The 26,712-nt window shown below is 70.9% G+C and carries 27 protein-coding genes, 3 pseudogenes and 1 riboswitch; of the genes and pseudogenes, 18 read left to right on the top strand and 12 right to left on the bottom strand.

The annotated features are described in order from the left end of the window. The first annotated feature begins 51 nt into the window (after positions 1-51). The 7 genes and pseudogenes from KCH87_RS12465 to KCH87_RS12435 all read left to right on the top strand — a co-directional run. Positions 52-555, top strand: coding sequence for an Lrp/AsnC family transcriptional regulator (locus KCH87_RS12465; protein ID WP_210586074.1), 504 nt, complete (start codon positions 52-54; stop codon positions 553-555). Positions 556-678: 123 nt separating this feature from the next. After that, positions 679-1,491: a dimethylargininase gene (gene ddaH / locus KCH87_RS12460; protein WP_210586073.1), complete on the top strand. Its 813-nt coding sequence runs from the start codon at positions 679-681 to the stop codon at positions 1,489-1,491. Then, positions 1,488-2,720 carry an ornithine--oxo-acid transaminase gene (gene rocD / locus KCH87_RS12455; RefSeq protein ID WP_282612937.1) on the top strand — a complete coding sequence of 411 codons (1,233 nt, stop codon included), beginning with the start codon at positions 1,488-1,490 and terminating at the stop codon, positions 2,718-2,720. The genes ddaH and rocD overlap by 4 nt, the downstream gene beginning before the upstream one ends. Positions 2,721-2,844: 124 nt before the next feature. Next, positions 2,845-5,292, top strand: coding sequence for a SpoIIE family protein phosphatase (locus KCH87_RS12450; protein ID WP_210586072.1), 2,448 nt, complete (start codon positions 2,845-2,847; stop codon positions 5,290-5,292). 60 nt (positions 5,293-5,352) lie between these two features. Next, a complete protein-coding gene (locus KCH87_RS12445; protein WP_210586071.1) occupies positions 5,353-6,582 on the top strand; it encodes a PP2C family protein-serine/threonine phosphatase in 1,230 nt (409 codons plus the stop codon). A gap of 175 nt (positions 6,583-6,757) precedes the next feature. After that, positions 6,758-7,483, top strand: coding sequence for a 1-acyl-sn-glycerol-3-phosphate acyltransferase (locus KCH87_RS12440; protein WP_210586070.1), 726 nt, complete (start codon positions 6,758-6,760; stop codon positions 7,481-7,483). A gap of 30 nt (positions 7,484-7,513) precedes the next feature. Further along, positions 7,514-8,374 (top strand): annotated as a pseudogene (locus KCH87_RS12435) (NAD-dependent epimerase/dehydratase family protein); the annotation flags it as partial. Between the two features lie 48 nt (positions 8,375-8,422). Here the strand turns inward: KCH87_RS12435 and KCH87_RS12430 are convergent. From KCH87_RS12430 to KCH87_RS12395, 8 genes are all read right to left on the bottom strand, one after another. After that, the gene (locus KCH87_RS12430; protein ID WP_374198997.1) at positions 8,423-10,018 is read right to left on the bottom strand and encodes an alpha/beta hydrolase; all 1,596 of its coding nucleotides are present in this window, start codon (positions 10,016-10,018) and stop codon (positions 8,423-8,425) included. A 114-nt stretch (positions 10,019-10,132) separates the two neighbouring features. Continuing rightward, entirely contained in the window at positions 10,133-10,924 is a 792-nt protein-coding gene (locus KCH87_RS12425; protein WP_210586308.1) for an urease accessory protein UreD, read from the bottom strand. Continuing rightward, the gene (gene ureG, locus KCH87_RS12420) at positions 10,912-11,589 is read right to left on the bottom strand and encodes an urease accessory protein UreG (protein WP_210586068.1); all 678 of its coding nucleotides are present in this window, start codon (positions 11,587-11,589) and stop codon (positions 10,912-10,914) included. The genes KCH87_RS12425 and ureG overlap by 13 nt, the downstream gene beginning before the upstream one ends. Positions 11,590-11,816: 227 nt before the next feature. After that, a complete protein-coding gene (locus tag KCH87_RS12415; RefSeq protein WP_210586067.1) occupies positions 11,817-12,491 on the bottom strand; it encodes an urease accessory protein UreF in 675 nt (224 codons plus the stop codon). Between the two features lie 11 nt (positions 12,492-12,502). Then, positions 12,503-14,224 (bottom strand): urease subunit alpha, encoded by a 1,722-nt coding sequence (locus KCH87_RS12410; protein WP_210586066.1) that lies wholly within the window; start codon positions 14,222-14,224, stop codon positions 12,503-12,505. Then, positions 14,217-14,528: an urease subunit beta gene (locus KCH87_RS12405; protein ID WP_210586065.1), complete on the bottom strand. Its 312-nt coding sequence runs from the start codon at positions 14,526-14,528 to the stop codon at positions 14,217-14,219. The genes KCH87_RS12410 and KCH87_RS12405 overlap by 8 nt, the downstream gene beginning before the upstream one ends. A gap of 49 nt (positions 14,529-14,577) precedes the next feature. Further along, positions 14,578-14,880 carry an urease subunit gamma gene (locus KCH87_RS12400; RefSeq protein ID WP_210586064.1) on the bottom strand — a complete coding sequence of 101 codons (303 nt, stop codon included), beginning with the start codon at positions 14,878-14,880 and terminating at the stop codon, positions 14,578-14,580. Positions 14,881-15,032: 152 nt separating this feature from the next. Next, positions 15,033-15,662 carry a TetR/AcrR family transcriptional regulator gene (locus KCH87_RS12395; protein ID WP_210586063.1) on the bottom strand — a complete coding sequence of 210 codons (630 nt, stop codon included), beginning with the start codon at positions 15,660-15,662 and terminating at the stop codon, positions 15,033-15,035. Positions 15,663-15,783: 121 nt separating this feature from the next. Between KCH87_RS12395 and KCH87_RS12390 the strand changes: the two genes are divergently transcribed. Next, positions 15,784-16,800, top strand: coding sequence for an ABC transporter permease (locus KCH87_RS12390; RefSeq protein ID WP_210586062.1), 1,017 nt, complete (start codon positions 15,784-15,786; stop codon positions 16,798-16,800). Positions 16,801-16,911: 111 nt separating this feature from the next. On the opposite strand, the gene KCH87_RS12385 is transcribed toward KCH87_RS12390, so the two are convergent. Further along, positions 16,912-17,190, bottom strand: coding sequence for a type II toxin-antitoxin system Phd/YefM family antitoxin (locus KCH87_RS12385; RefSeq protein ID WP_210586061.1), 279 nt, complete (start codon positions 17,188-17,190; stop codon positions 16,912-16,914). A gap of 89 nt (positions 17,191-17,279) precedes the next feature. Between KCH87_RS12385 and KCH87_RS12380 the strand changes: the two genes are divergently transcribed. From KCH87_RS12380 to KCH87_RS12365, 4 genes are all read left to right on the top strand, one after another. Beyond that, positions 17,280-17,639 (top strand): VOC family protein, encoded by a 360-nt coding sequence (locus KCH87_RS12380; protein WP_210586060.1) that lies wholly within the window; start codon positions 17,280-17,282, stop codon positions 17,637-17,639. 108 nt (positions 17,640-17,747) lie between these two features. Beyond that, a complete protein-coding gene (locus KCH87_RS12375) occupies positions 17,748-18,383 on the top strand; it encodes an ATP-dependent Clp protease proteolytic subunit (protein ID WP_210586059.1) in 636 nt (211 codons plus the stop codon). A 7-nt stretch (positions 18,384-18,390) separates the two neighbouring features. Continuing rightward, positions 18,391-18,699 carry a hypothetical protein gene (locus KCH87_RS12370; RefSeq protein ID WP_210586058.1) on the top strand — a complete coding sequence of 103 codons (309 nt, stop codon included), beginning with the start codon at positions 18,391-18,393 and terminating at the stop codon, positions 18,697-18,699. A 337-nt stretch (positions 18,700-19,036) separates the two neighbouring features. Next, a riboswitch (cyclic di-AMP (ydaO/yuaA leader) is annotated at positions 19,037-19,248 on the top strand. Between the two features lie 3 nt (positions 19,249-19,251). Next, positions 19,252-19,725, top strand: coding sequence for a C40 family peptidase (locus KCH87_RS12365; protein ID WP_210586057.1), 474 nt, complete (start codon positions 19,252-19,254; stop codon positions 19,723-19,725). Positions 19,726-19,769: 44 nt separating this feature from the next. Here KCH87_RS12365 and KCH87_RS12360 read toward each other — a convergent pair. Continuing rightward, positions 19,770-19,907 (bottom strand): annotated as a pseudogene (locus KCH87_RS12360) (LysE family translocator); the annotation flags it as partial. Between the two features lie 8 nt (positions 19,908-19,915). On the opposite strand from KCH87_RS12360, the pseudogene KCH87_RS12355 reads away from it, so the two are divergent. Continuing rightward, positions 19,916-20,380: pseudogene (locus KCH87_RS12355) on the top strand (LysR family transcriptional regulator substrate-binding protein); the annotation flags it as partial. Between the two features lie 3 nt (positions 20,381-20,383). Here KCH87_RS12355 and KCH87_RS12350 read toward each other — a convergent pair. Then, the gene (locus KCH87_RS12350; RefSeq protein ID WP_210586056.1) at positions 20,384-20,842 is read right to left on the bottom strand and encodes an ATP-binding protein; all 459 of its coding nucleotides are present in this window, start codon (positions 20,840-20,842) and stop codon (positions 20,384-20,386) included. A gap of 212 nt (positions 20,843-21,054) precedes the next feature. On the opposite strand from KCH87_RS12350, the gene KCH87_RS12345 reads away from it, so the two are divergent. Then, positions 21,055-21,924 carry a helix-turn-helix transcriptional regulator gene (locus KCH87_RS12345; RefSeq protein WP_210586055.1) on the top strand — a complete coding sequence of 290 codons (870 nt, stop codon included), beginning with the start codon at positions 21,055-21,057 and terminating at the stop codon, positions 21,922-21,924. Between the two features lie 9 nt (positions 21,925-21,933). Further along, entirely contained in the window at positions 21,934-22,158 is a 225-nt protein-coding gene (locus KCH87_RS12340; RefSeq protein WP_210586054.1) for a DUF397 domain-containing protein, read from the top strand. Positions 22,159-22,223: 65 nt separating this feature from the next. Here KCH87_RS12340 and KCH87_RS12335 read toward each other — a convergent pair whose 3' ends face one another. Next, on the bottom strand, positions 22,224-23,351 hold the full coding sequence (locus tag KCH87_RS12335; protein ID WP_210586053.1) for an 8-amino-7-oxononanoate synthase: 1,128 nt from the start codon (positions 23,349-23,351) through the stop codon (positions 22,224-22,226). Between the two features lie 161 nt (positions 23,352-23,512). On the opposite strand from KCH87_RS12335, the gene bioB reads away from it, so the two are divergent. From bioB to bioD, 3 genes are read left to right on the top strand one after another with little or no spacing between them, the layout of a single operon-like run. Beyond that, positions 23,513-24,649 carry a biotin synthase BioB gene (gene bioB, locus KCH87_RS12330; RefSeq protein ID WP_210586052.1) on the top strand — a complete coding sequence of 379 codons (1,137 nt, stop codon included), beginning with the start codon at positions 23,513-23,515 and terminating at the stop codon, positions 24,647-24,649. Continuing rightward, positions 24,642-25,922, top strand: coding sequence for an adenosylmethionine--8-amino-7-oxononanoate transaminase (locus KCH87_RS12325; protein WP_210586051.1), 1,281 nt, complete (start codon positions 24,642-24,644; stop codon positions 25,920-25,922). The genes bioB and KCH87_RS12325 overlap by 8 nt, the downstream gene beginning before the upstream one ends. A 1-nt stretch (position 25,923) precedes the next feature. Beyond that, a complete protein-coding gene (bioD, locus tag KCH87_RS12320) occupies positions 25,924-26,640 on the top strand; it encodes a dethiobiotin synthase (RefSeq protein ID WP_210586050.1) in 717 nt (238 codons plus the stop codon). Positions 26,641-26,712: the final 72 nt, after the last annotated feature.

Raw genomic sequence — 26,712 nt, 5'->3', positions numbered from 1 at the left:
TACGCCTGCACATGTGCCGGTGTGGACGTTCCCGCTGGATACAGTGCGGCCATGAGCAGCAGGCCCACGCAGTTCGACGACCTCGACCGGAAGATCATCACCGCGCTGATGGCCAACGCAAGGACCAGTTTCGCCGAGATCGGGGCGGCCGTGGGCCTGTCGGCGACGGCGGTCAAGCGGCGGGTGGACCGGTTGCGCGAGACGGATGTGATCACCGGGTTCACGGCGACGGTGCAGCCGTCGGCGCTGGGCTGGCGCACGGAGGCGTATGTGGAGGTGTACTGCGAGGGGGCCGCGCCGCCCAGGCGGCTGGCGGAGGTGGTGCGCAACCATCCGGAGATCACGGCGGCGATGACGGTGACCGGCGGTGCGGACGCGTTGCTGCATGTGCGGGCGCGGGATGTCGAGCACTTCGAGGAGGTGCTGGAGCGGATCCGCTCGGAACCGTTCATCCGGAAGACGATCAGTGTGATGGTGCTGTCCCATCTGATCCCGGAGAGTCCGGAGGCGGGTGCCAGCCAGCCCGCGCCCGAGGACGCATCAGACGTGCGCTGACAATCGTAAAGACGCAGCATTCCTGCGCGGACACGCAAGCCTTGTTTCTTGTCGAGCGCATCGGTCACTTCCTACCGTGGTGTCAACCCCAGTCGACACTCCAGGAAGCGGAGGAACCCCTCTGTGTCCGACAGCCGTGTGCCGCGCCGGCGGCGCTTTCTCGTCTGTGAACCCAGACATTTCGCCGTGCAGTACGCGATCAATCCCTGGATGCATCCCGACGTCCGTGTCGACGTCGATCTGGCCCAGGAGCAGTGGCAGTCCCTGATCAGCACCTACCGTTCCCACGGCCACACCGTGGACACCGTGGAGCCGGTCCCCGGCCTCCCGGACATGGTGTTCGCCGCGAACTCGGCGGTCGTCGTCGACGGCCGCGTCTTCGGCTCGCTCTTCCACGCGCCCGAGCGACGCGCCGAGTCCACGCACTACGACATGTGGTTCAAGACGGCGGGCTACGACGTCCACCGCCCCTACTCGGTCTGCGAGGGCGAGGGCGACCTGGTCTGGACGGGCCGGTACGTCCTGGCCGGCACCGGATTCCGGACGACCCGGGAGGCGCACCGCGAGGTGCAGGAGTTCTTCGGGCACCCGGTGATCAGCCTGACGCTGGTGGACCCGTACTTCTACCACCTGGACACGGCGCTGTTCGTCCTCGACGACGCCAACCTCGTGTACTACCCGGAGGCCTTCTCGCCGGGCAGCCGCGAGGTGCTCGCGCGGCTGTACCCGGACGCGGTGCTCGCGACCCGCGACGACGCGATGGCGTTCGGGCTGAACTCCGTGTCCGACGGACGCCATGTCTTCATCGCACCGCAGGCCGAGGCCCTCGCCGCCCGGCTCGACGACCACGGCTATGCCCCCGTCCCCGTCGACCTGTCCGAGTTCCAGAAGGCCGGCGGCGGCATCAAGTGCTGCACTCAGGAGATCCGCTCATGACAGCGTCCACCGAAGTACCCGTCCGTACGCGCTCGTCCGCCGACATGATCCGCGCCGAGGAGCCGGTCCTCGCGCACAACTACCACCCGCTGCCCGTGGTCGTCGCCCGCGCCGAGGGCACCTGGGTCCAGGACGTGGAGGGCCGCCGTTATCTCGACATGCTGGCCGGCTACTCGGCGCTCAACTTCGGCCACCGCCACCCCGCGCTGATCGACGCCGCCCACGCCCAGCTCGACCGGCTGACGCTGACCTCGCGCGCCTTCCACAACGACAGGCTCGCGGAGTTCGCCGAGCGGCTGGCCGCGTTGACGGGCCTGGACATGGTGCTGCCGATGAACACGGGCGCCGAGGCCGTGGAGAGCGGCATCAAGGTGGCCCGCAAATGGGCGTACGACGTGAAGGGCGTTCCCGCCGACCGGGCGACGATCGTGGTCGCGGCGGAGAACTTCCACGGCCGTACGACGACCATCGTGAGCTTCTCCACCGACGAGACCGCCCGCACCGGCTTCGGCCCGTTCACGCCGGGCTTCCGGATCGTGCCGTACAACGACCTGGCCGCGCTGGAGGCGGCGGTCGACGAGACGACGGCGGCCGTGCTGATCGAACCGATCCAGGGCGAGGCGGGGGTCGTCATCCCGGACGACGGCTATCTGGCCGGTGTGCGCGAACTGACCCGGCGCAAGGGCTGCCTGTTCATCGCGGACGAGATCCAGTCGGGCCTCGGCCGTACCGGTCGTACGCTCGCCGTGGAGCACGAGGCGGTCGTCCCCGACGTACTGCTGCTCGGCAAGGCGCTGGGCGGCGGCATCGTGCCGGTGTCGGCGGTGGTGGCGCGCCGGGACGTCCTGGGGGTGCTGCGGCCGGGCGAGCACGGGTCGACGTTCGGCGGCAATCCGCTGGCGGCGGCGGTGGGCACGGCGGTCGTGGAGCTGCTGGAGACGGGCGAGTTCCAGCGCCGGGCGGCCGAGTTGGGCACCGTGCTGCGAGACGGACTCTCCGCGCTGGTCGGAAAGGGTGTCGTGGGCTTCCGTTCGCGCGGGCTGTGGGCGGGCGTCGACATCGATCCGGCCCTCGGCAGCGGGCGCGAGGTCAGTGAACGCCTCGTGCGGGAGGGGGTCCTGGTCAAGGACACCCATGGCTCGACGATCCGCCTCGCCCCGCCGCTCACCATCACCGGCGAGGAACTCACGGCGGCCCTCGGGGCACTGGAGAAGGCACTGGTCGCCTGAACGAGGGGCGGCAGGGCGCGGTACCCGGTCACGGACGGCCCGGGTACCGCGCCCCGCTCTGTCCCGAAGGGTGAAGATTGAGACGAGAGGTGGTAGACCACTCTCAGCGACAGAGAGGTCGGCCGTGGGCACATTTGAGGAGCGTGACCTTGCCCGGCACCGGTTCGACGTGGCCGATGCCGCGCCTCTGCTGCTCGACGCACAGGGTGTGGTGACCGGCTGGACCGACGAGGCCAGGCGGCTGCTGGGCCACGAAGCCTCCGATGTGGTCGGGACCAGGATGGCCGACCTGCTGTCCCCCGAGGACGCGGAGCGGATGCCGGACCTGATCGAGCGGTGCCGCAGGGACGGCGGCTGGGCCGGGCTGCTGACGGTCCGGCGCAGCGACGGGCAGCAGGTCAGGCTCATGGTGCGGGTCACCTCCGCGGAGGAGCCCGGGGCCCGCGCACGGTGGCTGGTCCTGCTTTCCGAGCTGACCGGTGCCACCGGCTGGGACATGAGCCGCGCGGTGCTGGAGCAGATGGTCGACAGGTCGCCGGTCGGCATAGCGATCGTGGACACGGACCTGCGCTTCGTGTGGTCCAACGCGGCCCTGGAACAGTACGGCGGCGGACCGCCCGTACACCGGCTGGGCCTGCGCCTCGCGGACATCCAGCCGGGCCTGGACGCCGACGGCATAGAGGCGCAGATGCGGCACGTGCTCGAGACCGGTGAGACCGTGGTCGGATACGAGCACGTGGGGCAGGTGCAGTCCGCGCCGCACCGCGAGACGGCGCACGTCATGTCGTTCACCCGGCTGCACGACGACCGGGGCCGTCCGATGGGCGTGTACTACACCGTCGTCGACATCACCGAGCGTCATCGCGCCCGGCAGCGGCTCGCCCTGCTGGACCGGGCCGGCGAGCACATCGGCCGCAGCCTGGACATCATGCGCACCGCGCAGGAGCTGGCCGACGTGGCCGTGCCGGCCTTCGCGGACTTCGTCACCGTCGACCTGCTGGAACCGGTGCTGCGGGGCGCGGAGGTCACGCCGGGGCCGATCGGCGACCCGGACCATGTGCCGCTGCGCCGGGCCGGGCAGCAGTCGGTGTACGAGAACGTCCCCGAGGCCGTCGTCGCGGTCGGTTCCGCGGCCGCCTACGTCGCCGGCTCGCCCCCGATCCGCTCGCTCACCAGCGGCAGGTCCTGGCGCGAGGAGCGGCTCGACCCGCTCGCCAAGGAGTGGGCCACGGACATCCCGGGCGGCCGGGAGGCGACCTTCCTGGAGCTGGGGCTGCACAGCGTCGTGATCGTGCCGATCCGTGCGCGGGGCACCACCCTGGGCGTCACCACGTTCTTCCGGCGCCATCGCCAGGAGCCCTTCGACGAGGACGACCTCGCTCTGGCCGAGGATCTCGTCTCGCGGGCGGCCGTCTGTGTGGACAACGCCCGGCGCTACACGCGCGAGCGCGACGCGGCGCTGGTGCTCCAGCGCAGTCTGCTCCCGCACCGGCTGCCCGAGCAGGACGCGGTGGAGGTGGCCGCCTGCTACCGTCCGGCCGACGAGCTGACCGGCCTCGGCGGCGACTGGTACGACGTCGTCCCGCTCTCCGGTGCCCGCGTCGCCCTCGTCGTGGGCGAGGTGCCCGGTCACGGCATCGACGCCGCCGCGGCCATGGGGCGGCTGCGGACCGCCGTACGGACCCTCGCCGCCCTGGATCTGCCGCCCGACGAGGTGCTGGCCCACCTCGACGACCTGGTCGCACTCTCGGCGCGCGAGGAGGGCGTCGAGCCGGACGCCGCGGGGTCGGACACCGTGGGCTCCGGGTGCGTGTACGTCGTGTACGACCCCGTGGACGGACAGTGCGCCATGGCCGCGGCCGGGCATCCCGCGCCCGCCGTGATCATGCCCGACGGCCACGTCACGTTCGTCGACCTTCCGCTGGGGCCGCCGCTCGGTGCGGGCGGCCCGCCCTTCGAGGCGGTCGAGCTGGCGCTGGCGGCGGGCAGCACGCTCGCGCTGCACACCGACGGGCTGCTGGCCCACGGGGACGACTGGGCTCTCGACGTGGACCGGGACCGGCTGCGCCGGGCGCTGGAAGAGCGCGCGGCCTCGCTCGACCTGCGCTGCCGGAGCGTGGTGGACGCGCTGTCCCCGGAACGCCCGCACGACGACGTGGCCCTGCTGATGGCCCGTACCAAGCTGCTGGGCTCCGATCAGGTCGCGGACTGGGACCTGCCCATGGACCCGGCGGTGGTCGCCGACGCCCGCAAGGCCGCCGCCCGGCAACTGACGGAATGGGGCCTGGAGGAGCTGGCCTTCACCACGGAGCTGGTCGTCAGCGAGCTGGTCACCAACGCCATACGGCACTCCTCCGGCCCCGTGCGGCTCCGGCTGATCAGGGAACGTGCCCTGGTCTGCGAGGTCCTCGACGGTGGCGCCACCGCGCCCCATCTGCGCCATCCCCGCACCACGGACGAGGGCGGGCGCGGGCTGCTGCTGGTCTCCCAGTTCACCCAGCGGTGGGGCACCCGGTTCGTGCCCGAGGGGAAGATCATCTGGGCCGAGCAGTCGCTGACGGATCCGCGCTGAGCCGGGAACCCCGGGTGCATAACGTGGGAAACTGGGGTGAACCTGGGTGAGGCGGCAGCCATGAACGATGCGGCGATCGACTACGCGGCGGTGTTCAAGGGCCTGCCCGGGATGGTCGCGCTGCTCACTCCCGAGCTGGTGTACGCGGACGTCAACGAGGAGTTCGAGCGGACGTCCGGGCGTACCCGGCAGCAGCTGATCGGCCGCTACCTGTTCGACGTCTTCCCCGACAACCCGAACGACCCCGCCGCGACCGGCATGCGCAATCTGGCGGCCTCACTGCACCGGGTCCTGGCGACCGGCGAGCGCGATGCCATGGCCCTCCAGCGGTACGACGTCGAATCGCCCGGGCGCCCCGGGCAGTGGGAGGAGCGCTACTGGAGCCCGGTGAACGCGCCGGTGTTCGGCCCGAACGGCAAGGTGGTGCTGCTGGTGCACCGGGTCGAGGACGTCACCGAGCTCATGCGGGCCCGCGGCGGCCCCGACGGCAGCCGGGCCCGGGTGCTGGAGGCCGACCTGTACACCCGCGCCCGCGAACTCCAGGAGCTCAACGACCGGCTGCGCCGGGCCCACGCCCGTGAACGCGAGGTCGCCCTCGCCCTCCAGGAGGCGATGCTCCCGGCCCGCCGGCAGGTGGGCGACCACCGGGCCGCGGTGCGCTACCGGCCGGCGGTCGGCGCACTGAACGTGTGCGGGGACTGGTACGACCTGGTCGACCTGGTGGGCGGTAACCGCATCGGCGTGTCCGTGGGCGACGTCGTCGGCCACGGACTGGCGGCCGCCGGTGTCATGGGCCAGCTGCGCAGCGCCCTCACCGCCACCTCGCGCGTCGCCGAAGGGCCCGCTCAGGCCCTGGACGTCCTCGGCCGGTACGCCCATGTGGTCGACGGCGCCGAATCGGCCACCGCGGTCACGACGTTCATCGACTTCGACGCCCACACCATCACCTACAGCAGCGCCGGGCATCCACCGCCCGCACTGCTCCACCCCGACGGCCGGGTGGAGTTCCTCGACCGGGCCACCGATCCCCCGCTGGACGCCCGTCCGCAGCCGGTCCCGAGACCACAGGCCCGAGCGACGTTCACCTCGGGCGCGACTCTCGTGCTCTACACCGACGGCCTGGTCGAACGCCGACGCGAGGACATCACCACCGGCCTGGCCCGCCTCGCCGAATCACTCAGACGTCATCTGGGCGCGGATCCCGAGACCCTCGCCGACGCCGTCCTCCTGGAACTGCTGCCACCGGGAGGCGCCACCGACGACACCGCGCTGATCGCCGTACGGCTGTGACCCCGCCGTACGCCCTGACCAACCATCAGAAACGCGCCACAGACCCCGAATCGCGGCGAACCGGCCCTGTTCCTGCCGCCCCCGGCTGCGCCTACACTGACACCCCCACCACATGCCGGTTGACCTGCTGGAACACGGACGTCGAGCCGACCCGCCGGGAGCGAGGAGCACCCCCTTGTTCTACTACCTGCTGAAATACGTGCTGCTGGGCCCCCTGCTGAGACTGGTCTTCCGGCCGCGCATCGAGGGACTCGAGCACATTCCCGCGACCGGACCCGCCATCGTCGCAGGCAACCACCTCTCGTTCTCGGACCACTTCCTGATGCCCGCGATCATCAAGCGGCGCATCACCTTCCTCGCGAAGGCCGAGTACTTCACCGGCCCCGGCCTCAAGGGCCGGCTGATCGCGACCTTCTTCCGCAGTGCGGGGCAGATCCCGGTCGACCGCTCCGGCAAGGACGCGGGCCAGGCCGCGATCCGCGAGGGCCTCGGCGTGCTGCGCAAGGACGAACTGCTCGGCATCTACCCCGAGGGCACCCGCTCGCACGACGGCCGCCTCTACAAGGGCAAGGTCGGTGTCGCGGTGATGGCACTGAAGGCCCGGGCACCGGTCATTCCCTGCGCGATGATCGGCACCTTCGAGGCGCAGCCGCCGGGCCGGAAGATCCCGAAGATCCACCCCGTCGCCATCCGCTTCGGCAAGCCCCTCGACTTCTCCCGCTACGCCGGCATGGAGAACGAGAAGGCGATCCTGCGCGCCGTCACCGACGAGATCATGTACGCGATCCTCACGCTCTCCGAGCAGGAGTACGTCGACCAGTACGCGGCCGTCGTCAAGGCCGAGCAGGCCGCGGCGGGCGCGGAGAAGGCGCGCCGGTTCCCGCGGCTGCCGCTCGGCTGAGCTCTGCTCTCGGCAAAAGCCTCTTCGTAGGCGACCCTGGCCGCGGTGATCGGTGACGGCTGTGACGTGCTGGTGGACATGGTCGCCTACGGGACCGCGCAGGCACGGCAGTTGGCCTCGTTCGCCGGCCGTGTGGGCTCGGCCGTGGTGATCTCCAGCCTGTCGGTGTACGAGGACGACAAGGGCCGGAACTTCGACACCCAGGACGAGCCGGACGGCTTCCCCGAGTATCCGGTGCCGATCCCGGAGGAGCAGCGCACGGTCCGGCCCGGCGACGCCTCGTACAGCACCCGCAAGGCCGAGCTGGAGCGTGAACTCCTCGCGGTGGGGGACCGGTTGCCCGCTACGCTGTTGCGCGCGGGCGCGATCCACGGCCCGTACTGCCGGACCCCGCGCGAGCTGTACTTCGTCAAGCGCATCCTGGACGGCCGGACCCGGCGGATCCTCTCCTACGGTGGCGAGAGCCGCTTCCATCCGGCGAGCGTGCACAACATCGCGGAACTGATCCGGCTGGCCGCCGCGCGGCCCGCCTCGCGGGTGCTCAACGCCGTCGATCCGGAGGCGCCGACGGTGGCGGAGATCGCGGGGGCGATCGACGCGGTGATGGGCGTCGAGACGGAGAGTGTGCTGGTGGACGGCCCGCCTCCGGCACCGACGGTCGGCGACACTCCATGGTCGGTTCCGGCGCCCGTGGTCTGCTCCATGGCCGCCGCCGAACGCGAGCTGGGCTACCGCCCGGTGGTGAGGTACGCGGAGACCCTGCCCGACACGGTCGCCTGGATCGAGCGCCAACTGGCCGGGCGCGACTGGCGGGAGGCATATCCGAGGATGTTCCAGACGTACGGCGACCTCTTCGACTACGCGGCGGAGGACGCCTGGCCGGCCGCATGAGCAAGGGGCGGCCGGAGACTCCGGCCGCCCCTCATGTCGTACGACGCTCTACGGCTTGGGCGTGGCGTGCGGTGCGCACGTCACGTCGGCGCCGTCCAGCTTGCCCGTGAGCAGGTAGCTGTCCACCCGCTCGTTGATGCACGGGTTGACCAGGCCGGTCACGCCGTGGGATCCCGCGTCCTTCTCGGTGATCAGGCGGGAGCCCTTGAAGCGCTTGTGCAGTTCGACGGCGCCCTCGTACGGGGTGGCCGCGTCACGCGTGGCCTGCACGATCAGCACGCCCGGCAGACCCTTGCCGGTCTTCACGTCGACCGGGGTCTGCTGCTTGACCGGCCAGGTGGCGCACGGCAGGTTCAGCCAGGCGTTGGACCAGGTCAGGAAGGGGTACTTCTCGTGCAGCGCCGAGTTGTCGCGGTCCCACTTCTTCCAGCTGGTGGGCCACTTGGCGTCGGTGCACTCGACGGCCGTGTAGACGGCGTTGCCGTTCTCCGAGGCGATGTTCCCCGCGGTGTCCGACAGGTCGGGGGCGGCCGCGTCGACCAGCGCCTGGGTGTCGCCCGCGAAGTACTTGCTGAACACCGTGGCGACCGGCACCCAGGAGGAGTCGTAGTACGGCGCGCCCTGGAAGAGGCCGAGCAGCTCGGCCGGTCCGACGACCCCGCCGATGGGACTCTTCTTGGCCGCGGCACGCAGCTCGAGCCACTTCGCCTGGACGGCGTCGCGGGTGGTGCCGAGGTGGAAGGTGGCGTCGTTGGCGGCGACCCAGTCCTGCCAGTCGTTCCAGCGCATCTCGAAGGCGACGTCCTGGTCGAGGTTGGCCTCGTACCAGATCTTCTCCCGGGACGGGTTGACGACGCTGTCGACGACCATCCGGCGGACATGGCCCGGGAACAGGGTGCCGTAGACCGCACCGAGGTAGGTGCCGTAGGAGACGCCGAGGAAGTTGAGCTTCTTCTCACCGAGCGCGGCGCGGATCACGTCCAGGTCGCGTGCGGTGTTGGGCGTGGTCATCTGCTCCAGCATCGCCTTGCCGGTGCGCTCGGCGCAGCCGTCCGCGTACTCGCGGGCCAGCTTGCGCTGGGCGAGCTTGTCGGCCTCGCTGTCCGGCACCGGGTCGGCCTTGGGCGCCTTCACGAACTCCTGCGGGTCGATGCAGGAAATCGGCGCGGAGTGGCCGACGCCGCGCGGGTCGAAGCCCACGAAGTCGTACGCCTTGGCCGTGTTGGCCCAGATCGGGTTCTTGGTGGTGACCCGGGTCGGGAAGCGCATGCCGGAGCCGCCGGGGCCGCCCGGGTTGTAGACGAGGGCGCCCTGGCGCTCCGCCTTCGTCCCGGTGTTGCCGATGCGGTCGACGGCGATCTTGATCTGCTTGCCGTAGGGCTTGGCGTAGTCGAGCGGAACGCTGACCCAGCCGCACTGGATGGGCTTGGCGAACCCCCAGTCGGCGGGGCAGTCCTGCCAGTCGATGCCGGCCTTCGCGGCCCGGGCCGCGGCGACGGCCACGCCGTAGGCCTCACGGTCCTTGCCGTGGCGGGCGTCCGTGCCGGCACTTGCCGAGGGCGCTGCGACGGCACCGGAAATCAGCGTCGCCGTGACGAGCACTCCGGCCGAGCCGAGCGCCGCAACCCGCCCTTTTGTTCTCATATCCCTCAAGTGGGACCTCCCCGTACGTCGTTGTGATGAGTACGGGGATCCTCTCGACTGTGTGTTCCCTGGGAACAGGGGTGGCGGGCGTTCTTTGCCAATCCGATAACCGGATTACGCCGTTCGCTCGGCGGATGTTCCTTCGAGTTTCACCAGCGCCTGGTCGAGCACCCGGCGCAGCCGCAACGCGTCCGGCGCCACGGCGGTCACCAGCACGGCCGGCCCGGCGAGCGGGGTCAGCGCGGCGGTGTCCCCCAACAGCTGGGCCACCGCGGGCTCCGCTTCGAACTCCGGCCGTACGACGACCAGTTGCCCCACGGCCCGGTGTCCCCCGAGGACTGCGGGCCCGTCCCAGCCGCCGGGCGCACCGGGCCCGCAGGCGAGCTCCTGGTCGAGGACGGTCCGCCCCGCGATCCGCACAGTAAGACGGCTGGTGAGCCGCCCGGGTTCCTCACCGGCCCGACCGAGTACCTGTTCCTCGCGCAGCACGAGCCGGGCGTGCGCACCGAGGTCGACCTGAGTGCCGACATACAGGTCGCTGCCCTGCGCCGAGATCAACTGCTCCGGCAGCCAGCGCAGTTCGCCCTCGTCCGCCACGGACAGCCGTACGTCGTAGCGGGCCTCGCCCTTCGCCTGCCCCGGCAGCGCGATGGTCGCCGCGGCCGACCCGACGCGCAGCCGGGCGCCGGGGGCGACGTCCGCCGCCACGGTGAAGTGGTCCCCGCCCAGCGGCCCGCTCATCGCGCCGACGAGCATCACGTACGCCTCCGGGCCACTCCCCCGGGTACGCCGCAGGGCGATCGGCCCCTCACTGTCCAGCACGGGGAGAGCCGTACCGCCGCGTCCGTCCGCGCGGGCGCCGATCCTCGCGGCGGCCCGCACACCCGTCACGGTCACGCCGTCCAGGAGGCGAGCTGCGCCCGCACCCAGCCGGCGACGTCCGCCACCCCGTCCTCGCCCCTCAGCGACTGGAAGACGACCGGCAGTTCGGCCCGCTGCGCCTTGGCGTCGGCCGCCATCCGCGCCAGGTCCGAGCCGACATACGGCGCGAGGTCGGTCTTGTTCACCACGAGCAGGTCGGCGGTGGTGACGCCGGGTCCGCCCTTGCGCGGAATGTCGTCTCCCCCGGCGACGTCGATCACGAAGATCTGCGCGTCGACGAGACCCTTGGAGAACGTCGCGGTCAGGTTGTCCCCACCCGACTCCACAAGGATCAGGTCCAGCGGTCCGACCTCGTCCTCCAGATCCTCGACCGCCTCCAGGTTCGCGGAGATGTCGTCCCGGATCGCGGTGTGCGGACAGGCCCCCGTCTCCACGGCCGTGATCCGCTCCGGCGGCAACACGGCTTCCCGAAGCAGGAACTCGGCGTCCTCACGCGTGTAGATGTCATTGGTGACGACGGCGAGCGACAGCTCGTCGCGCAGGACACGACAGAGCGCAGCGACAGTGGCGGTCTTCCCGGAACCGACCGGCCCACCGAGTCCGACACGGAGGGCCCGACGCGAGCCGTCGGGGCGGTGGGCGTCGGCGCTGATGGCGGCGGGGCCGTCGTGGGAGTGGTCGAGGTGCATGGGGGCGGCTCCAAATTGACGTGTTCGGGTCGGCCCGTCCGGCAGGTGAGGACGAGTACCACCATCCCGATCCCCCACCCACCCGAAGGGGGCGGCTCTTCTCGGGACCGGTCCGGGCAATCTCAGCCCGTCCGGCGTTTGAGGACGAGGCCGTTCAGGCCGATACGGGGGTCTGGGGGCGGAGCCCCCAGGGACGGGAAGGGTAGGGGCGGCGGGGGCGAAAACCCCTAGGACGCAAACAGCCGTACAGCCCAAGCCGCATGCACCTCCGCCCCGATCTCCAACAGCGGAGCCGAACCCGCGGGCAGCACATCGACCCCGTCGTCGACCACCCGCCGAGCCACCTCCACCGCCCGATCCGCAACCCGGTCCATCTCGGGCGCCAACCGGGCCAGCACCCCCGTAGCGTCGAAGGGATCAAGACTCAGCAACCGCACCGTCGCCGAAGCCGGCCCGCTCACACTCTCGTATGCCGAGCAGTACGCCGCATCAGCGGCCCCCAACCCGGCGGCCCGCGCGGCCAGCCCGAGCACCACCGGCTGATGCGCCCCCTTGGGAAACTCCCGCGCCAGCGCGTCCAGTTCGAGGGACGGCCACGTCGCCCGCGCGGCCCGCATCAACTGCCGACCCAGCTTCCGCGCCGCAACCCGCAACGCCGGAGACGGTGTACGGGCGTCCGCGGCCTCGTCCAGCGACACCGGATCGACGCCCACCGCGGCGGCCGCCGCCAGCGCCGCCGACACCAGCCCGGCCGTGTGCAACCGACCCCGGCAGAAGTCCTCCAGGCTCGCCGCACCGGTGACCCGCCCGGCCTTGACCGCGGCCTCGGCCCCGCCGGAGTGCGCATGCCCCCCGGCGGGGAACCGGCCGTCGGCCAGTACGAGTAGCGCTGCCCTGGACATCGAACCCGCCCTCAGAAGAGGAAGTAACGCTGGGCCATGGGCAGTTCGGCGGCCGGAGTCGCCTCGACGAGCTCCCCGTCGATGTGCACGGCGAAGCTGTCGGGGTCGACCCGGACCCGCGGCCGCGCGTCGTTCTCGCGCATGTCGGCCTTGGTCACGGCACGCGTCGACTCGATGGCCACGAACGCCTTCCCGAGCTGGAGCCGCTCCGGCAGCCCGTCCTCGATCGCCAGCGGCGCCACGAAGTTGACCGAGTTGGATGCGGGCGCCCGCCCGATCGCACCGAACATCGGCCGCGGAAGGATCGGCTGCGGGGTCGGAATGGAGGCGTTCGCGTCGCCCATCTGCGCGTACGCGATCTGCCCGCCCTTGATGACGAGGTGCGGCTTGACGCCGAAGAACGCGGGCTCCCACAGCACCAGGTCGGCGAGCTTGCCCGTCTCGACGGAGCCGATCTCGCCCGCGAGCCCCTGCGCGAGCGCCGGGTTGATCGTGTACTTGGCGACATAGCGGCGTACGCGACGATTGTCCGCGCGACCGTCACCCGGCAGGGCTCCCCGCCGCCGCTTCATCACGTGCGCCGTCTGCCAGGTCCGCATGACGACCTCGCCGACGCGGCCCATGGCCTGGGCGTCCGACGAGATGATCGAGATCGCTCCGAGGTCATGGAGTATGTCCTCCGCGCCGATCGTGGACGGCCGGATCCTCGACTCCGCGAACGCCAGGTCCTCCGGCACCGCCGCGTTCAGGTGGTGGCACACCATCAGCATGTCGAGGTGTTCCTCGGCGGTGTTCACGGTGAACGGCCGGGTCGGGTTCGTCGAGCTCGGCAGGACATGCGCCTCGGAGACCACGGTCATGATGTCGGGCGCGTGCCCGCCGCCGGCGCCCTCCGTGTGGTAGGCGTGGATGCCGCGTCCGGCGATCGCGGCGAGCGTGTCGCCGACGAACCCGGCCTCGTTCAACGTGTCCGTGTGGATGGCGACTTGGATGCCGGTCTGGTCGGCGACGGTCAGCGAGGCATCGATGACGGCCGGGGTCGAGCCCCAGTCCTCGTGCAGCTTGAGACCGAGCGCCCCGCCGCGGATCTGCGACAGCATCGCTTCGTGCGAGACGGTGTTGCCCTTGCCCAGCAGACCGAAGTTGACGGGATACGCCTCCATCGCCTCCAGCATCCGCGCCAGATGCCAGGGGCCGGGCGTCACGGTGGTCGCCTTGGAGCCCTCGGCCGGTCCGGTACCGCCGCCGATCAGCGTGGTGATGCCCGCCGAGAGTGCCTCGTCGGCGATCTGCGGGCAGATCAAGTGGACGTGCGCGTCGATGGCGCCGGCCGTCAGGATCCGCCCGTTGCCCGCTATGACCTCCGTCTCGGGGCCGATGACGAGGTCGGGGTGCACACCGTCCATCGTGTCGGGGTTGCCCGCCTTGCCGATGCCGGTGATCCGGCCGTCGCGGATGCCGACGTCGGCCTTGACGACCCCCCAGTGGTCGACCACCACCACACCCGTGATGACCGTGTCCGGAGTGCCGTCTGCGCGCGTAGCGCGCGACTGGCCCATGGACTCGCGGATGACCTTGCCACCGCCGAACACGGCCTCGTCACCGGCGAGTCCGGGCCCGCCGGAACGGTCCTCCTCGATCTCGATCAGCAGATCGGTGTCGGCCAGCCGGATCCGGTCGCCGGTGGTCGGGCCGAACAGGTCGGCGTACGCGGCACGCGAGATCTCAGGCATCGAGGGCACCTCCGGTCTCCCCGCGCAGCCCGGGCACGACTCGGGCGCCGGCCAGGGGGACGAGTTCGACGTCGACGGGGATCCCGGGCTCGAAGCGCACGGCGGTGCCGGCGGCGATGTTGAGCCGCTTGCCGCGGGCGGCGGCGCGGTCGAAGTCCAGACCGGGGTTGGCCTCGGCGAAGTGGTAGTGGGAACCGACCTGGACGGGCCGGTCGGCGGCGTTGAGGACGGTCAGGCTGGTGACCTCGCGGCCCTCGTTGTACACAACGGGGCCGTCCGCGAACAGGATCTCGCCAGGGATCATCGGCTCGCTCCGGGATTCTTCGGCGCTCCGGGGTTCATCGGCCGCCCCCTCAGACGATCGGGTCGTGGACGGTGACGAGCTTGGTGCCGTCCGGGAAGGTCGCCTCGACCTGGACGTCATGGATCATCTCGGGGATGCCTTCCATGACGTCGTCCCGGGTGAGCAGCTTGCGTCCGGAGGACATGAGCTCGGCGACCGTACGGCCGTCACGGGCGCCCTCGAGGATGTGCGAGGTGATGAGGGCGATCGTCTCGGGGTGGTTGAGCCTGAGCCCGCGGGCACGGCGCTTCTCGGCCACGTCGGCCGCCACGTGGATGAGCAGCCTCTCCTGCTCGTGCGGGGTCAGTTGCACGTCCCACCTCACATCCTCGCTCCGGACCGTGCGGGGTCCGGTTGCCTCGGCCACGGGGCAAAGTGCCTGGTGGCGTGGATGGGCAGGCTAGTTGGAAGGAGTTTCAGGCACGTTGTCACGAGTTTCGGGCACGTTAACCGGGCTGTGATCCATCAGGCTTCCCGCTGCGGCGGCCGCACGGCCATCAACGCCCGCAGGCCGCCCTGGAGGACTTCGACCGGGGCCGCTCCGAACAGGGCCTGCTGCGCGATGAACCCCTGGACCGTGGCGATCATGGTGCGCGCCACATGGTCCGCGGGGATGTCCGGCGGCATCATCCCGGCGTCCTGGTAGGCCTCGACGGCCCACCCCCAGGACTCGCGCAGGGTCGCGTACACGTCCCTCAGAACGGCCGCCAGCTCCTCGTTGCGCACGGTCTCCCCCCAGACCTGGAGGATCAGGCGCGGGAGGACAGGCTCACCGTCGTCGTTCAGGGACGACCAGACGCGGAGCGTCCTGCTCAGGACCTCGCCGATCAGGAGATCCGGCGGCGGGGGCGGACTGTGCCGGGTGACGTCCTCGAAGGCCGCGCGGATCTCGCCGAGCACCTCCTTGGCGATCGCGGTGATCAGCTCGTCCTTGCCGCTGAAGTAGCGGTACACCGCGCCGGCCGAGAGATCGACCTCCTTCAGCACGTCCTGCATGGAGGTGGCGTGGAAGCCGTTCCGTGCGAAGCAGCGGGCGGCGCCGTCGAGGATCTGACGGCGACGGGCGTCGAGGTGTGCCTGGGATACGCGGGCCATGGCCCACAACATAAAACGAACATTCCTTCTTGACAAGGCGCGGCATCCGCAAGACGGTGGTGACACAACCAAAACGAACGATCCTTCTTTTTGACTCCCGAGCCGATCCGAGGGGAATTCCATGTCCACCGTCACCGCTGCACGCGACGGCGGCCCCGCGTCAGCCCCGTCGCACACCCGCCGCCTGATCGCGGTGCTCGTCCTTGTCCCCGTCCTGGCGGCACTGGCGCTGTGGGCCTTCGCCTGGCCCGCGGCCCGCACGGCGCCGCACGACCTGCCGCTCGGCGTCGCCGGGCCCGCCGCCGCGACGGCACAGGTGGAGGAGCGACTGGCGCGACACGACGGCGCGTTCGAGATCCACCGCTACGCCGACGAGGCCGACGCCCGGGACGCCATCGAGGACCGGACCGTATACGGCGCGGTCGTCGTCACCCCCCAAGGCCCCGAACTGCTGACCTCGACGGCCGCGAGCGCGGTCGTCGCGCAACTGCTCCAGCAGGCGTCCGCCGACATGAACGCGGTCAGGACCGTCGACGTCGTCCCCGCCCCCGAGAACGACCCGCGCGGCGCGGCCCTCAACGCGAGCGTGCTGCCACTCGCGCTGGCCGGAATCGCGACCGGCTCGGTGGTGACGCTCCTCGGGCTCCGCGGCCTCCGCGCCGTGGCCGCGCTGATCGGCGCCGCCGTCCTGGTCGGTATCGCGGCGACCGCGATCGCGGACAGCTGGCTGAACGTCCTCAACGGTGACTGGTGGACCGAGGCCGCCTCACTCGGCCTGGCGACACTCGCGGTGAGCGCCGCGATCGCCGGGCTCGCCGCGCTCATCGGTCCCGCCGGGATCGGCATCGCCGCCGGTGTGGTGATGCTGTTCGGCAACCCGTGGTCCGGGGCGGCCTCGGCACCGCAGATGCTGCCGGAGCCGGTAGGGACGATCGGCCAGTGGCTCCCCCCGGGCGCCGGGACGACCCTGCTGCGCTCGGTGTCCTTCTTCGACGGCGCGGCGGCGACGGGGCCCGCCCTGACCCTGACCTGGTGGGCAGCGCTGGGCCTGGGCGCCGTACTGCTAGGGAGTGCGCTCAAGGGGCGTGTAGAGACGGACGCACCGAAGGCCACGCGGGAGCTCTCACCGGTCGGCTGACCGACGGGACTGTGAAGTGCCGCGCGCTGGAGCGCCCCGAAGGGGCGCGGGGAACTGCGCGACCAGCCCCCACCGGCCCGCAGCCAACCCAACCGCCGATCCAGCGGAGCGCTACGCCGGGTCGGCCCCCCGATGCTCCGCAGCGATGCCGAACCGCTGCCGTTCACGGGGAGCCGACGCGAGCTCACGCACAGCGGAGACGGAGCTGATCACCTGCTCCTCCGCAGGCTCCTGAAGCTGCTCGAGTCGTTCGAGGTCGGCGGCGGAGACAAGGGCGACGAGAGGCTTGCCGTGCCGTGTCACGACGACGCGCTCACCGCCGTACACCACCTTGTTGATCAGGTCGGCGAGCTCAGCCCTGGCTTGCGTCACCGGAATCTCGTAGGCCATGTCCCCAGCTTACGGTGGCCGCGGAATCCCGTCGGGAGGACGATGAGACAGGCACGGGGGCTCTGATCGCCGACCGCAGGAGGCGTCCCATGGCAGGCGAACCGTCCTTCTTCGAGCTGGGCGTGGCCGACCCGGAGCGGGGGCGGGACTTCTACGGCGCCCTGTTCGACTGGGATCTCCAACCCGGCCCCTCCGGGCGCGGGTTCACCATCGGCACCGCGGGTGTGCCCGGCGGGCTGCACGGAGGCGACGCGGGCGCCTCCCCGTATCTGTTCTTCCGGGTGGACGACCTGGACGCCGCCGTCGCGAAGGTCCTCGAACTGGGCGGCACGACCGAGGAACTGGGCGGGGAGGACGCCGACTCGGAGGCCCGCTTCGGCCGGTTCAAGCTGTGCCGGGACGACCAGGGGTCCGCCTTCGGGCTGCACCAGCCGCCGGAAGGCCACTGACCGCCCCGCCTCACCTCACAGCGTCCGCGCTGAGCGAACCCCCTCACCCTTGCTCTGTACGTCCTGTACGTTTTTTACAGAGACAGCACTGTCGAGGAGGGCTTCGCCATGACCCGACCGTCCGCCCGCTACGTCCTGCCCGAGTTCACGGAGCGCACCAGTTCCGGGCAGAAGACGATGGATCCCTACTCGAAGCTGCTGGAGGAGCGGATCGTCTTCCTCGGCACGCCGGTCGACGACACCTCGGCGAACGACGTGATGGCGCAGTTCATGCACCTCGAGTACCAGGATCCGGACCGGGAAATCTCCCTCTACATCAACTCCCCCGGCGGCTCCTTCAGCGCGATGTCGGCGATCTACGACACGATGCGGTTCGTCACCTGCGACGTGGAGACGATCTGCCTGGGCCAGGCGGGCTCGTCGGCCGCCGTGCTGGTGGCGGCGGGCACTCCGGGCAAGCGGTTCGCACTCCCCGGCGCTCGCATGGTGATCCATCAGCCGGCGCTGCTGGAGCCGATCCAGGGACAGGCCAGCGATCTCGCCATCCACGCCGAGGAGTTGATGCGGATTCGGGCCCGCCTGGAGGAGATGCTCGTACGGCACACCGGGCGCACGCACGAACAGGTGAGCGCGGACATCGAGCGGGACAAGATCCTCACCGCTCAGGAGGCCCTGGACTACGGGCTGGTGGACCGGATCATCCCGGGCCGCAGGTCCACCATCGCCCCGCCCACCGGGAAGTGACACGCCGGTGCTCCCACCCGAGCTTCCGCCGCTGCCCGCCCTCACGCGCGCCGAGGGCGAGTTGATCGACCGTTATCTCGATGTGGTCGACCTGCTCGGCCGGATCAACCCGGCGCACCACGGGGACACCTACCGCGGACTGCGCGCCGCCCAGGCTTTGGTGTCCAGGGCGGCCGAACTGCGCGACGCGCTGGCGATGATGCACCAGCGGGGCGAGACGGAGTTGCACGCACCGACGCTCACGCGGGCGCTGCGCGTGTTGGACGGCGAGCGCCGGACGGCGCGCGTCATCGTTCCGCCGCGCTCCGACAGTTGACGCACTCCACCTCCGGTCCGGACATCCGCCATGGCGGCGAGACGTCCGGACCGGAGGTGAAACGGACCAAATGACGTACCCCTGTTCGGAGTAGACGTTTGTCATTTTTTGGGACCGCAGAGGTTGCGCAACACGCGTACCTCCGAGGCGGATGAGACCTTTCCGCGCTGGTCCGGGGGTCCGCGAGGCTCTCGACATCCGCTCGAACACAGGGGTGTCCACCCGAACGGGTGAGTGGTGAGTAAAGCCACAAATCCCCGATTCCCTTGGGCCTTTCGTTCATCCATGAGTGAAGATCCCTGTCTGACGACAAGACCCCGCCACAGCGGCGGGGCGATCCGGGCGGACGCCGAGTCCTGCCGCCGCCCGGATGACCGGTCGACAGAAGTGGATCGGCAGGAGTGGAGGACCCAAGCACGTCGGGTCGCCGGAACGGTCACGCCATGACCGCGCCGAGCAGCCCTTGGGGTGAAGCCGCGTCAGCGGCCGGGCAACTTCGCCAGCCCGAATCCGACAGGTCATCCTTCACAGGCGGCTGACGAAGGGTTGCGCATGACTGCGCTCAATCGTGTCCCGTCGCTGATGGCCCGAGCCGGTACGGCCTCGGCTCTCACCCTTGCCGCCATGGGCGGCTCCGTCGTGGTGCCGGGCCTCTCCTCAGAGGCCGCAGCCGCGACTCCGGCGACGAAGGCGCTCCAGGTCGCGGCCTCCAAGAAGGGCTCGCCGTACAAGTACGGCGCCGCCGGGCCGCGCCGGTTCGACTGCTCGGGGCTGACGCTGTACTCGTACAAGAAGGCGGGCAAGAGCCTGCCGCGTACGGCGGCTCAGCAGTACAACAAGACGCGCCACATCTCGGGCAAGAGCCGCAAGGCCGGAGACCTGGTGTTCTTCCACTCGGGCTCGAACGTCTACCACGTCGGCATCTACGCCGGGAAGGGAAAGATCTGGCACTCCCCGAAGACCGGGGACGTCGTGAGACTGTCGAAGATCTGGACCAAGAGCGTCTGGTACGGCCGGGTCAAGTGACCTGAGCGACGCGGTGGCGGCGCTCCTGAAGCGCCGTCACCGCGTCACCCCAGAGGTTCGAGAACGAGCACCGCACCGAGGGCCGTCAGCGCAACGCCCGTGACACCCTCGACGACCCGGGCCGCCCGCGGCCGGCGCAGCCACCGGCCGAGCCGGTCCACCAGCAACGCCAACGCCGGGAACGAACCGCGGCAGCAGGCTCAGGAACGTGATCGGCACCTTCCAGACCGCGGGCATCCATCTGCTGCCGCCGGTGCACGCACACCTATGAGCCCACCACCCCGTTCCCGCTGCCGGCCTCCGTCAGCGCGGAGCCGATCCTGGTCGAGGAGCTGGTCCTGGTGAGCGCCGGACCATCCGCCCCGGCAGGGGCTGGAGACCGCGCCGGCCCGGGACGGGGCCACGCCGTCGGTGCTCGTCCCCACCCCGGGGTACGGCCTGGTGTGCGCCCTCGTCGGTGCCGGGCTGGGGGGTCGCGGTCGTGCCCGAGATGGTGGCGCGGACCGCGGTCACTCCGGTCGGGATGCGGCTGCTGGAACCCGGAGACCTGCGCCGTACGATCTCGGTCGTCCGCCGGACCGACGAGACCGCACCCGCCGCGGACGCCTTCCGGGCCCTGCTGCGCGGCGCGTTCGGCCGGGCCCAACAGGCTTGATCCTCAAGGTTCCTGCTGAACCGCCGTGGTCACCGGCCGCACCGGTACCGTCCACGGCAGTTCGATGGAGACGGTCTTGCCGCCCTCGCGGGTGGGCCGGATGCTCAGCTTGCCGCCGCATTCGGCGGTCAGCCAGCGGATGATGACCAGGCCGCGGCCGTTGTCCTGCTGGACGGCCGCGGGCAGCCGTTTGGGGAGCCGCGGATGGCTGTCGGTTACGCCGATGTGCAGTTGTTCGTCACGGTCGAGGTCGATGTCCACCGTGAAGGTGGGTGACTGCCCGAAAGTGTGCTGTACGGCGTTGGTGGCGAGTTCGGAGACGATGAGGCGGACCGTGTCGGCCAGTTCCGTGTCGGCAGGCAGTCCCCATTCCACCAGGGTGCCGACCACATAGGTGCGAGCCGCGGAGACCGAAGCGGGATCGCTCGGCAGAGTGACGGATGCTTCCAGATGGTCTGCCATGGCGACGTCGTCCCTTTCCCACGGGACCGCAGTCCGACACGGATCGGAGGGTTCGAGTACGGTCCCGGACTGGTGCTTCGTCGCCAGACTGCCATCACCGGACCGGTCACGGGTGCGATCCACCAAGATATGCATATATCTGTCGCTCGAAGCGGTGAACTCTGCGACGGCAGACCGTATTTGGGTGGCACGGAAGGAGTAAGGAGGAGCCCATGCAGCACGGTCCCGCGGTACGCCGCCGAAAACTGGGCGCCGAATTGCGCACGCTGCGCACCGGCGCCGGGCTCACGAGCGGCGAGGCGGCCCGGCTCGTGGGCTGGCACCAGTCCAAGGTGAGCCGCATCGAGACCGGCGCGAGCGGTGTGAAACCGGCCGATGTGCGGTTACTCCTGGACGCCTACGGAGTGGCGGATCCGCAACTACGGGAGTTGCTCCTGGTGTTGGCGGGATCGGACGACGGCGCCGGGCGGCACCACTGGTGGCATGCGTATCGGGGCGTGCTGCCGCCGACCTACCGGGACTTCATCAGCCTCGAATCCCAGGCGAGCGCGATGCGCACGCTGGAGACCTCCGTCGTTCCGGGGCTGTTGCAGACGCCCGAATACGCCCGGGCGGTGACTCAGGCCGCGGTCGGCGGGCTCGACGAGGACACCGACGAACGGCTGGACGCGCTGGTGGAAGTGCGCCTGGCCAGGCAGGACGTGCTGCGCTCGCAGCCGCCCCTGGTGCTGAGCGCGGTGCTCGACGAAGCGGTGCTGCACCGGGAGATCGGCGGGCCGGAGGTCATGTCACGGCAGCTGAGGCGGCTCATCGAGGCGGCCCGGTACCCCCAAGTACGGCTTCAGGTCCTGCCGTTCGCGGCCGGAGCCCACATCGGCATCACCGGGCCTTTCGTTATCTTCTCATTTTCGAGCACATCTGATCTGGATGTGGTTGTTCTCGACCACTTGACGAGTAGCCTCTACCTCGAACGGAAAGAAGACCTCCAGGCCTACACCGAGGCCTTCAACACCCTTCAGTTCCACGCCCTTTCGCCCGAGGACTCGTTGGACTACATCGCCGGGATAGGTGACGGCGCGTAAGGAGGCACCATGTCTGCACTGCCTCGGAACGAACCTTCCAGTACAGATCTGCACGGTGTGCGATGGCTGCGCAGCAGCTACAGCACAGGAGCGAACAACTGCGTAGAGACGGCCCGACCGCTTTCCGGTCCCTGGGCCGGACGGCTCGCCGTGCGCGACTCCAAGGACCCGGCCGGACCCGCGCTGCTCTTCTCCCCCGAGAGCTGGGCGGGATTCACGGCCGCGTTCCGGTGACCCCCACATCCCGACTTATGTGACCCGTCAATTGATCGCGCGTCGCACGGCCATGCAACGCCGACTCATGGTCGCGTCTCGCCGATCACTCCCACAGCGCGTTCGATCTGGGCCTCGGACAGGTCCGCGCGGGCGGTCAGCCGCAGCCGTGAGATGCCGTCGGGCACGGAAGGAGGACGGAAGCAGCCCACGGCAAGACCTGTCGCACGGCAGTCGGCCGCCCATCGCACGGCACCCTCCGGGGACGGTGCGCGCACGGAGACGACCGCGGCGTCCGGACGTACCGCCTCCAGACCCGCGGCGGTCAGGCGTGCGTGGAGTTCGCGTGCCACCTCGCGTGCCCGCGTCGCCCGCTCCGGTTCGCGGCGCAGCAGCCTCAGCGCCGCCAGGGCCGCTCCCGCCGCGGCAGGGGCCAGGCCCGTGTCGAAAATGAACGTACGTGCCGCGTTGACCAAGTGCTCGATGACCCGGGCGGGGCCGAGCACCGCGCCGCCCTGGCTGCCGAGCGACTTGGACAGCGTGATCGTCACGACGACGTCGTCGCTGCCCGCGAGTCCCGCCGCGTGCGGTGCGCCGCGGCCGCCGTCGCCGAGGACGCCGAAGCCGTGGGCGTCGTCGACGACCAGACCGGCGCCGTGGTCCCGGCATGCCGTGGCGAGCTCGGTCAGTGGGGCGGCGTCGCCGTCGACCGAGAAGACCGTGTCGGACACGGCGACGGCAGGCCCGTCGTGCGTCTGGAGTGCCTTGCGCACGGCGTCCGGGGCTGCGTGCGCGACCACCTGCGTGGTACCGCGGGCCAGCCGGCAGCCGTCGATCAGCGAGGCGTGGTTGCCGGTGTCGGAGACGATCAGTGAGCCGTGCGGTGCCAGGGCGGTGACCGCGGCGAGGTTGGCCGCGTACCCGGAGGAGAACACCAGCGCCGCCTCGAAGCCGCAGAAGTCCGCCAGCTCGCGTTCGAGTCCGGTGTGGAGTGCCGTCGTGCCGGTGACCAGGCGGGAGCCGGTGGCGCCGCCGCCCCAGGTGCGGGCCGAGACGATGGCCCCCTCGACGACCTCGGGGTGGCGGGCCAGGCCCAGGTAGTCGTTGCTCGCGAGGTCGAGCAGCGGCGAGTCGGCGGGGCGGGGACGCAGGGTCCGTACCAGTCCGGCGCGGCGGCGCAGTTCCGCCTGATCGTCGATCCAGCCGAACGCCATGACTCCTCCGGAGCTTTTGTAGGCAGACTTTTGTAGGCAGTGCACAGACAGTAGTCGCCCGACCAGCCACCCACTGTGTGGCAAGGCCCACACGTCCATCCGGCTCTGTTGTTCAATCCCTCCTTGGCCCGGGACGGTCCCGTAGGACAGGATCGGACCTCATGGACCTGCTGAACACGCTGGTGGACAAGGGGCTTCGGCGCGAGCCGCCGACCCGCGAGGAAGCCCTGGCCGTCCTCGCCACCTCCGATGACGACCTGCTCGATGTGGTGGCCGCGGCCGGCAAGGTACGCCGGCAGTGGTTCGGCCGACGGGTGAAACTCAACTATCTCGTCAATCTCAAGTCCGGCCTGTGCCCGGAGGACTGCTCCTACTGCTCCCAGCGGCTGGGCTCGACGACCGGGATCCTGAAGTACACCTGGCTCAAGCCCGACGAGGCCTCCCGGGCTGCGGCCGCGGGGCTCGCCGGGGGCGCCAAGCGGGTCTGCCTGGTGGCGTCCGGCCGCGGGCCGACCGACCGGGACGTGGACCGGGTCGCGGGCACCATCAAGGCGATCAAGGAGCAGAACGACGGCGTCGAGGTGTGCGCCTGCCTCGGTCTGCTCTCCGACGGCCAGGCCGAGCGGCTGCGCGAGGCCGGCGCCGACGCCTACAACCACAACCTCAACACCTCCGAGGCGACATACGGCGACATCACCACCACCCACACCTACGCCGACCGCGTCGACACCGTGCAGAAGGCACACGCGGCCGGACTGTCCGCCTGCTCGGGCCTGATCGCCGGCATGGGCGAGTCGGACGAGGATCTGATCGACGTCGTCTTCTCGCTGCGCGAGCTGGACCCGGACTCGGTTCCGGTCAACTTCCTGATCCCCGTCGAGGGCACCCCCCTTGCCAAGGAGTGGCACCTCACCCCGCAGCGTTGCCTGCGGATCCTGGCGATGGTGCGGTTCGTCTGCCCGGACGTCGAGGTACGGATCGCGGGCGGCCGTGAGGTCCATCTGCGCACGATGCAGCCCCTTGCGCTGCACCTGGCCAACTCGATCTTCCTCGGCGACTATCTGACCACCGAGGGCCAGGCGGGCCAGGCCGACCTGGACATGATCGCGGACGCCGGCTTCGAGGTCGAGAGCACGGATCAGGTGACGCTGCCGGAGCACCGCGCGGCCGGCGGGTGTCACGAGGGCGGCGGAGTGTGTGGATCCGCAGCCGAAGGGCCTCAGGTCAACGAGGCCCGTACGGACCTCGTCGCCGTACGCCGCCGGGGCGCCGGAACGGACCTCGCGCCCAATGCCTGACCTGACCGTCCCCGAGCTGCTGGACCTGGACCGGCGGCACGTCTGGCATCCGTACGGGCCCATGCCGGGCCTGGTGGAGCCGCTTGTCGTGGAGTCGGCGAGCGGGGTGCGGCTCAAACTCTCGGACGGCTCGGGTGAACTGGTCGACGGCATGTCGTCCTGGTGGTCGGCCATCCACGGCTACAACCACCCGGTGCTCAACGAGGCCGCGCGCGAGCAGCTCGGCAGGATGAGCCACGTGATGTTCGGCGGGCTCACCCACGAGCCCGCCGTACGCCTGGCGAAGCACCTTGTCGACATGTCGCCCGAGGGTCTGGAGCATGTCTTCCTCGCCGACTCCGGGTCGGTGTCGGTCGAGGTCGCGGTCAAGATGTGCCTCCAGTACTGGCGTTCGCTGGGCCGCCCGGCGAAACAACGCCTGCTGACCTGGCGCGGCGGCTATCACGGCGACACCTGGCAGCCGATGTCGGTGTGCGACCCCGAGGGCGGGATGCACGAGCTGTGGACCGGCGTCCTCCCACGGCAGGTGTTCACCGACGCGCCGCCGACGGAGTACGACGAGTCGTACGCCGACCAGCTGCGCGCGCTGATCGAGCGGCACGCCGACGACCTCGCCGCGGTGATCGTCGAGCCGGTGGTGCAGGGCGCGGGCGGGATGCGGTTCCACTCCCCCGCCTATCTGCGGGTGCTGCGCGAGGCGTGCGACGCGTACGGCGTGCTGCTGGTGTTCGACGAGATCGCGACCGGGTTCGGGCGGACGGGCGCGCTGTTCGCGGCGGAGCACGCGGCGGTGACGCCCGATGTGATGTGCGTCGGCAAGGCGCTGACCGGCGGCTATCTGACGATGGCGGCGACTCTGTGCACCTCGCGGGTGGCCGAGGGCATCTCGCGCGGCGAGGTACCGGTGCTGGCTCACGGCCCGACCTTCATGGGCAACCCGCTGGCCGCGTCGGTCGCCTGCGCCTCGATCGAGCTGCTGCTCGGGCAGGACTGGCTCGCGGAGGTCAAGCGGATCGAGGCCGGGCTGCGGGACGGGCTGGCTCCCGCGCTGAACATGCCGGGCGTGCGGGACGTACGGGTCCTCGGCGCCATCGGGGTGGTCCAGCTCGACCACGCGGTGGACATGAAGGCGGCCACGGCGGCGGCCGTGCGCGAGGGCGTGTGGCTGCGGCCGTTCCGCGACCTCGTGTACACGATGCCGCCGTACGTCACCGGCGACGCGGACGTGGCACGGATCGCGCGCGCGGTGTGCGCTGCGGCGCGGGAGGGATGACATGCCGGTCCTGGTGATCACGGGCACGGGCACGGAGGTCGGCAAGACCGTCACGACGGCCGCCGTCGCCGCCGTCGCGCTCGCGGCCGGAGCGTCGGTGGCCGTCCTCAAGGCCGCGCAGACGGGCGTACGACCGGACGAGCGCGGGGACGCCGACGAGGTCACGCGGCTCGCGGGAGCCGTGACGGCGGTCGAACTCGCCCGCTATCCGGACCCGTTGGCACCGGCGACGGCGGCGCGCCGGGCCGGACGCGCTCCGGTCCACCCGCACGACATCGCCGAGGCCGCCGCCAAGCTGGCCGCCGAGCACGACCTGGTGCTGGTGGAGGGAGCGGGCGGACTCCTCGTACGCTTCGACCCCGCGGGCGGCACACTGGCGGACGCGGCGCGGCTGCTGGCGGCGCCGGTGCTGGTCGTGGCCTCGGCGGGACTGGGCACGCTGAACACGACCGAACTGACGGCGCGCGAAATCCGGTCCCGTCGGCTCGACTTGGCGGGGATCGTCATCGGCAGCTGGCCCATGTCGCCCGATCTGGCGTCCCGTTGCAATCTCGCGGACCTGCCGATCGTCGCCGACGCACCGCTGCTCGGGGCGCTGCCCGCCGGGGCGGGGGCGCTCGAACCCACCGACTTCCGTACGGCGGCGCCGACTTGGCTGGCACCGCGGCTGGACGGTGCGTGGGACGCGGAGGCGTTCCGGGTGCGGGAGGCGCCCTAAGCGCAGCGCCCCGAAGGGGCGCGGGGCCCCGATCGATTTCCGGCTACCGCCGGGTGGGCGCGACCAGCCACG

The sequence above is a fragment of the Streptomyces sp. GESEQ-35 genome, assembly GCF_017948485.1.
GTDB lineage: Bacteria > Actinomycetota > Actinomycetes > Streptomycetales > Streptomycetaceae > Streptomyces.
The sequence above is the reverse complement of the archived record's forward strand: the minus strand, read 5'-3'. Positions and strand labels throughout refer to the sequence as shown.

Bases quoted from the DNA above. Each gene is read 5' to 3' on its own strand.
- KCH87_RS12345 (WP_210586055.1), top strand. From the start codon at position 21,055: ATGCAGCACGGTCCCGCGGTACGCCGCCGAAAACTGGGCGCCGAATTG.
- KCH87_RS12395 (WP_210586063.1), bottom strand. From the start codon at position 15,662: ATGGCCCGCGTATCCCAGGCACACCTCGACGCCCGTCGCCGTCAGATC.
- KCH87_RS12380 (WP_210586060.1), top strand. From the start codon at position 17,280: ATGGCAGGCGAACCGTCCTTCTTCGAGCTGGGCGTGGCCGACCCGGAG.
- KCH87_RS12325 (WP_210586051.1), top strand. From the start codon at position 24,642: ATGCCTGACCTGACCGTCCCCGAGCTGCTGGACCTGGACCGGCGGCAC.
- KCH87_RS12375 (WP_210586059.1), top strand. From the start codon at position 17,748: ATGACCCGACCGTCCGCCCGCTACGTCCTGCCCGAGTTCACGGAGCGC.
- KCH87_RS12390 (WP_210586062.1), top strand. From the start codon at position 15,784: ATGTCCACCGTCACCGCTGCACGCGACGGCGGCCCCGCGTCAGCCCCG.
- rocD (WP_282612937.1), top strand. From the start codon at position 1,488: ATGACAGCGTCCACCGAAGTACCCGTCCGTACGCGCTCGTCCGCCGAC.
- KCH87_RS12410 (WP_210586066.1), bottom strand. From the start codon at position 14,224: ATGCCTGAGATCTCGCGTGCCGCGTACGCCGACCTGTTCGGCCCGACC.
- ureG (WP_210586068.1), bottom strand. From the start codon at position 11,589: ATGCACCTCGACCACTCCCACGACGGCCCCGCCGCCATCAGCGCCGAC.
- KCH87_RS12365 (WP_210586057.1), top strand. From the start codon at position 19,252: ATGACTGCGCTCAATCGTGTCCCGTCGCTGATGGCCCGAGCCGGTACG.
- KCH87_RS12385 (WP_210586061.1), bottom strand. From the start codon at position 17,190: ATGGCCTACGAGATTCCGGTGACGCAAGCCAGGGCTGAGCTCGCCGAC.
- KCH87_RS12335 (WP_210586053.1), bottom strand. From the start codon at position 23,351: ATGGCGTTCGGCTGGATCGACGATCAGGCGGAACTGCGCCGCCGCGCC.
- bioD (WP_210586050.1), top strand. From the start codon at position 25,924: ATGCCGGTCCTGGTGATCACGGGCACGGGCACGGAGGTCGGCAAGACC.
- KCH87_RS12340 (WP_210586054.1), top strand. From the start codon at position 21,934: ATGTCTGCACTGCCTCGGAACGAACCTTCCAGTACAGATCTGCACGGT.
- KCH87_RS12405 (WP_210586065.1), bottom strand. From the start codon at position 14,528: ATGATCCCTGGCGAGATCCTGTTCGCGGACGGCCCCGTTGTGTACAAC.
- KCH87_RS12350 (WP_210586056.1), bottom strand. From the start codon at position 20,842: ATGGCAGACCATCTGGAAGCATCCGTCACTCTGCCGAGCGATCCCGCT.
- KCH87_RS12445 (WP_210586071.1), top strand. From the start codon at position 5,353: ATGAACGATGCGGCGATCGACTACGCGGCGGTGTTCAAGGGCCTGCCC.
- KCH87_RS12465 (WP_210586074.1), top strand. From the start codon at position 52: ATGAGCAGCAGGCCCACGCAGTTCGACGACCTCGACCGGAAGATCATC.
- KCH87_RS12415 (WP_210586067.1), bottom strand. From the start codon at position 12,491: ATGTCCAGGGCAGCGCTACTCGTACTGGCCGACGGCCGGTTCCCCGCC.
- bioB (WP_210586052.1), top strand. From the start codon at position 23,513: ATGGACCTGCTGAACACGCTGGTGGACAAGGGGCTTCGGCGCGAGCCG.
- KCH87_RS12430 (WP_374198997.1), bottom strand. From the start codon at position 10,018: ATGAGAACAAAAGGGCGGGTTGCGGCGCTCGGCTCGGCCGGAGTGCTC.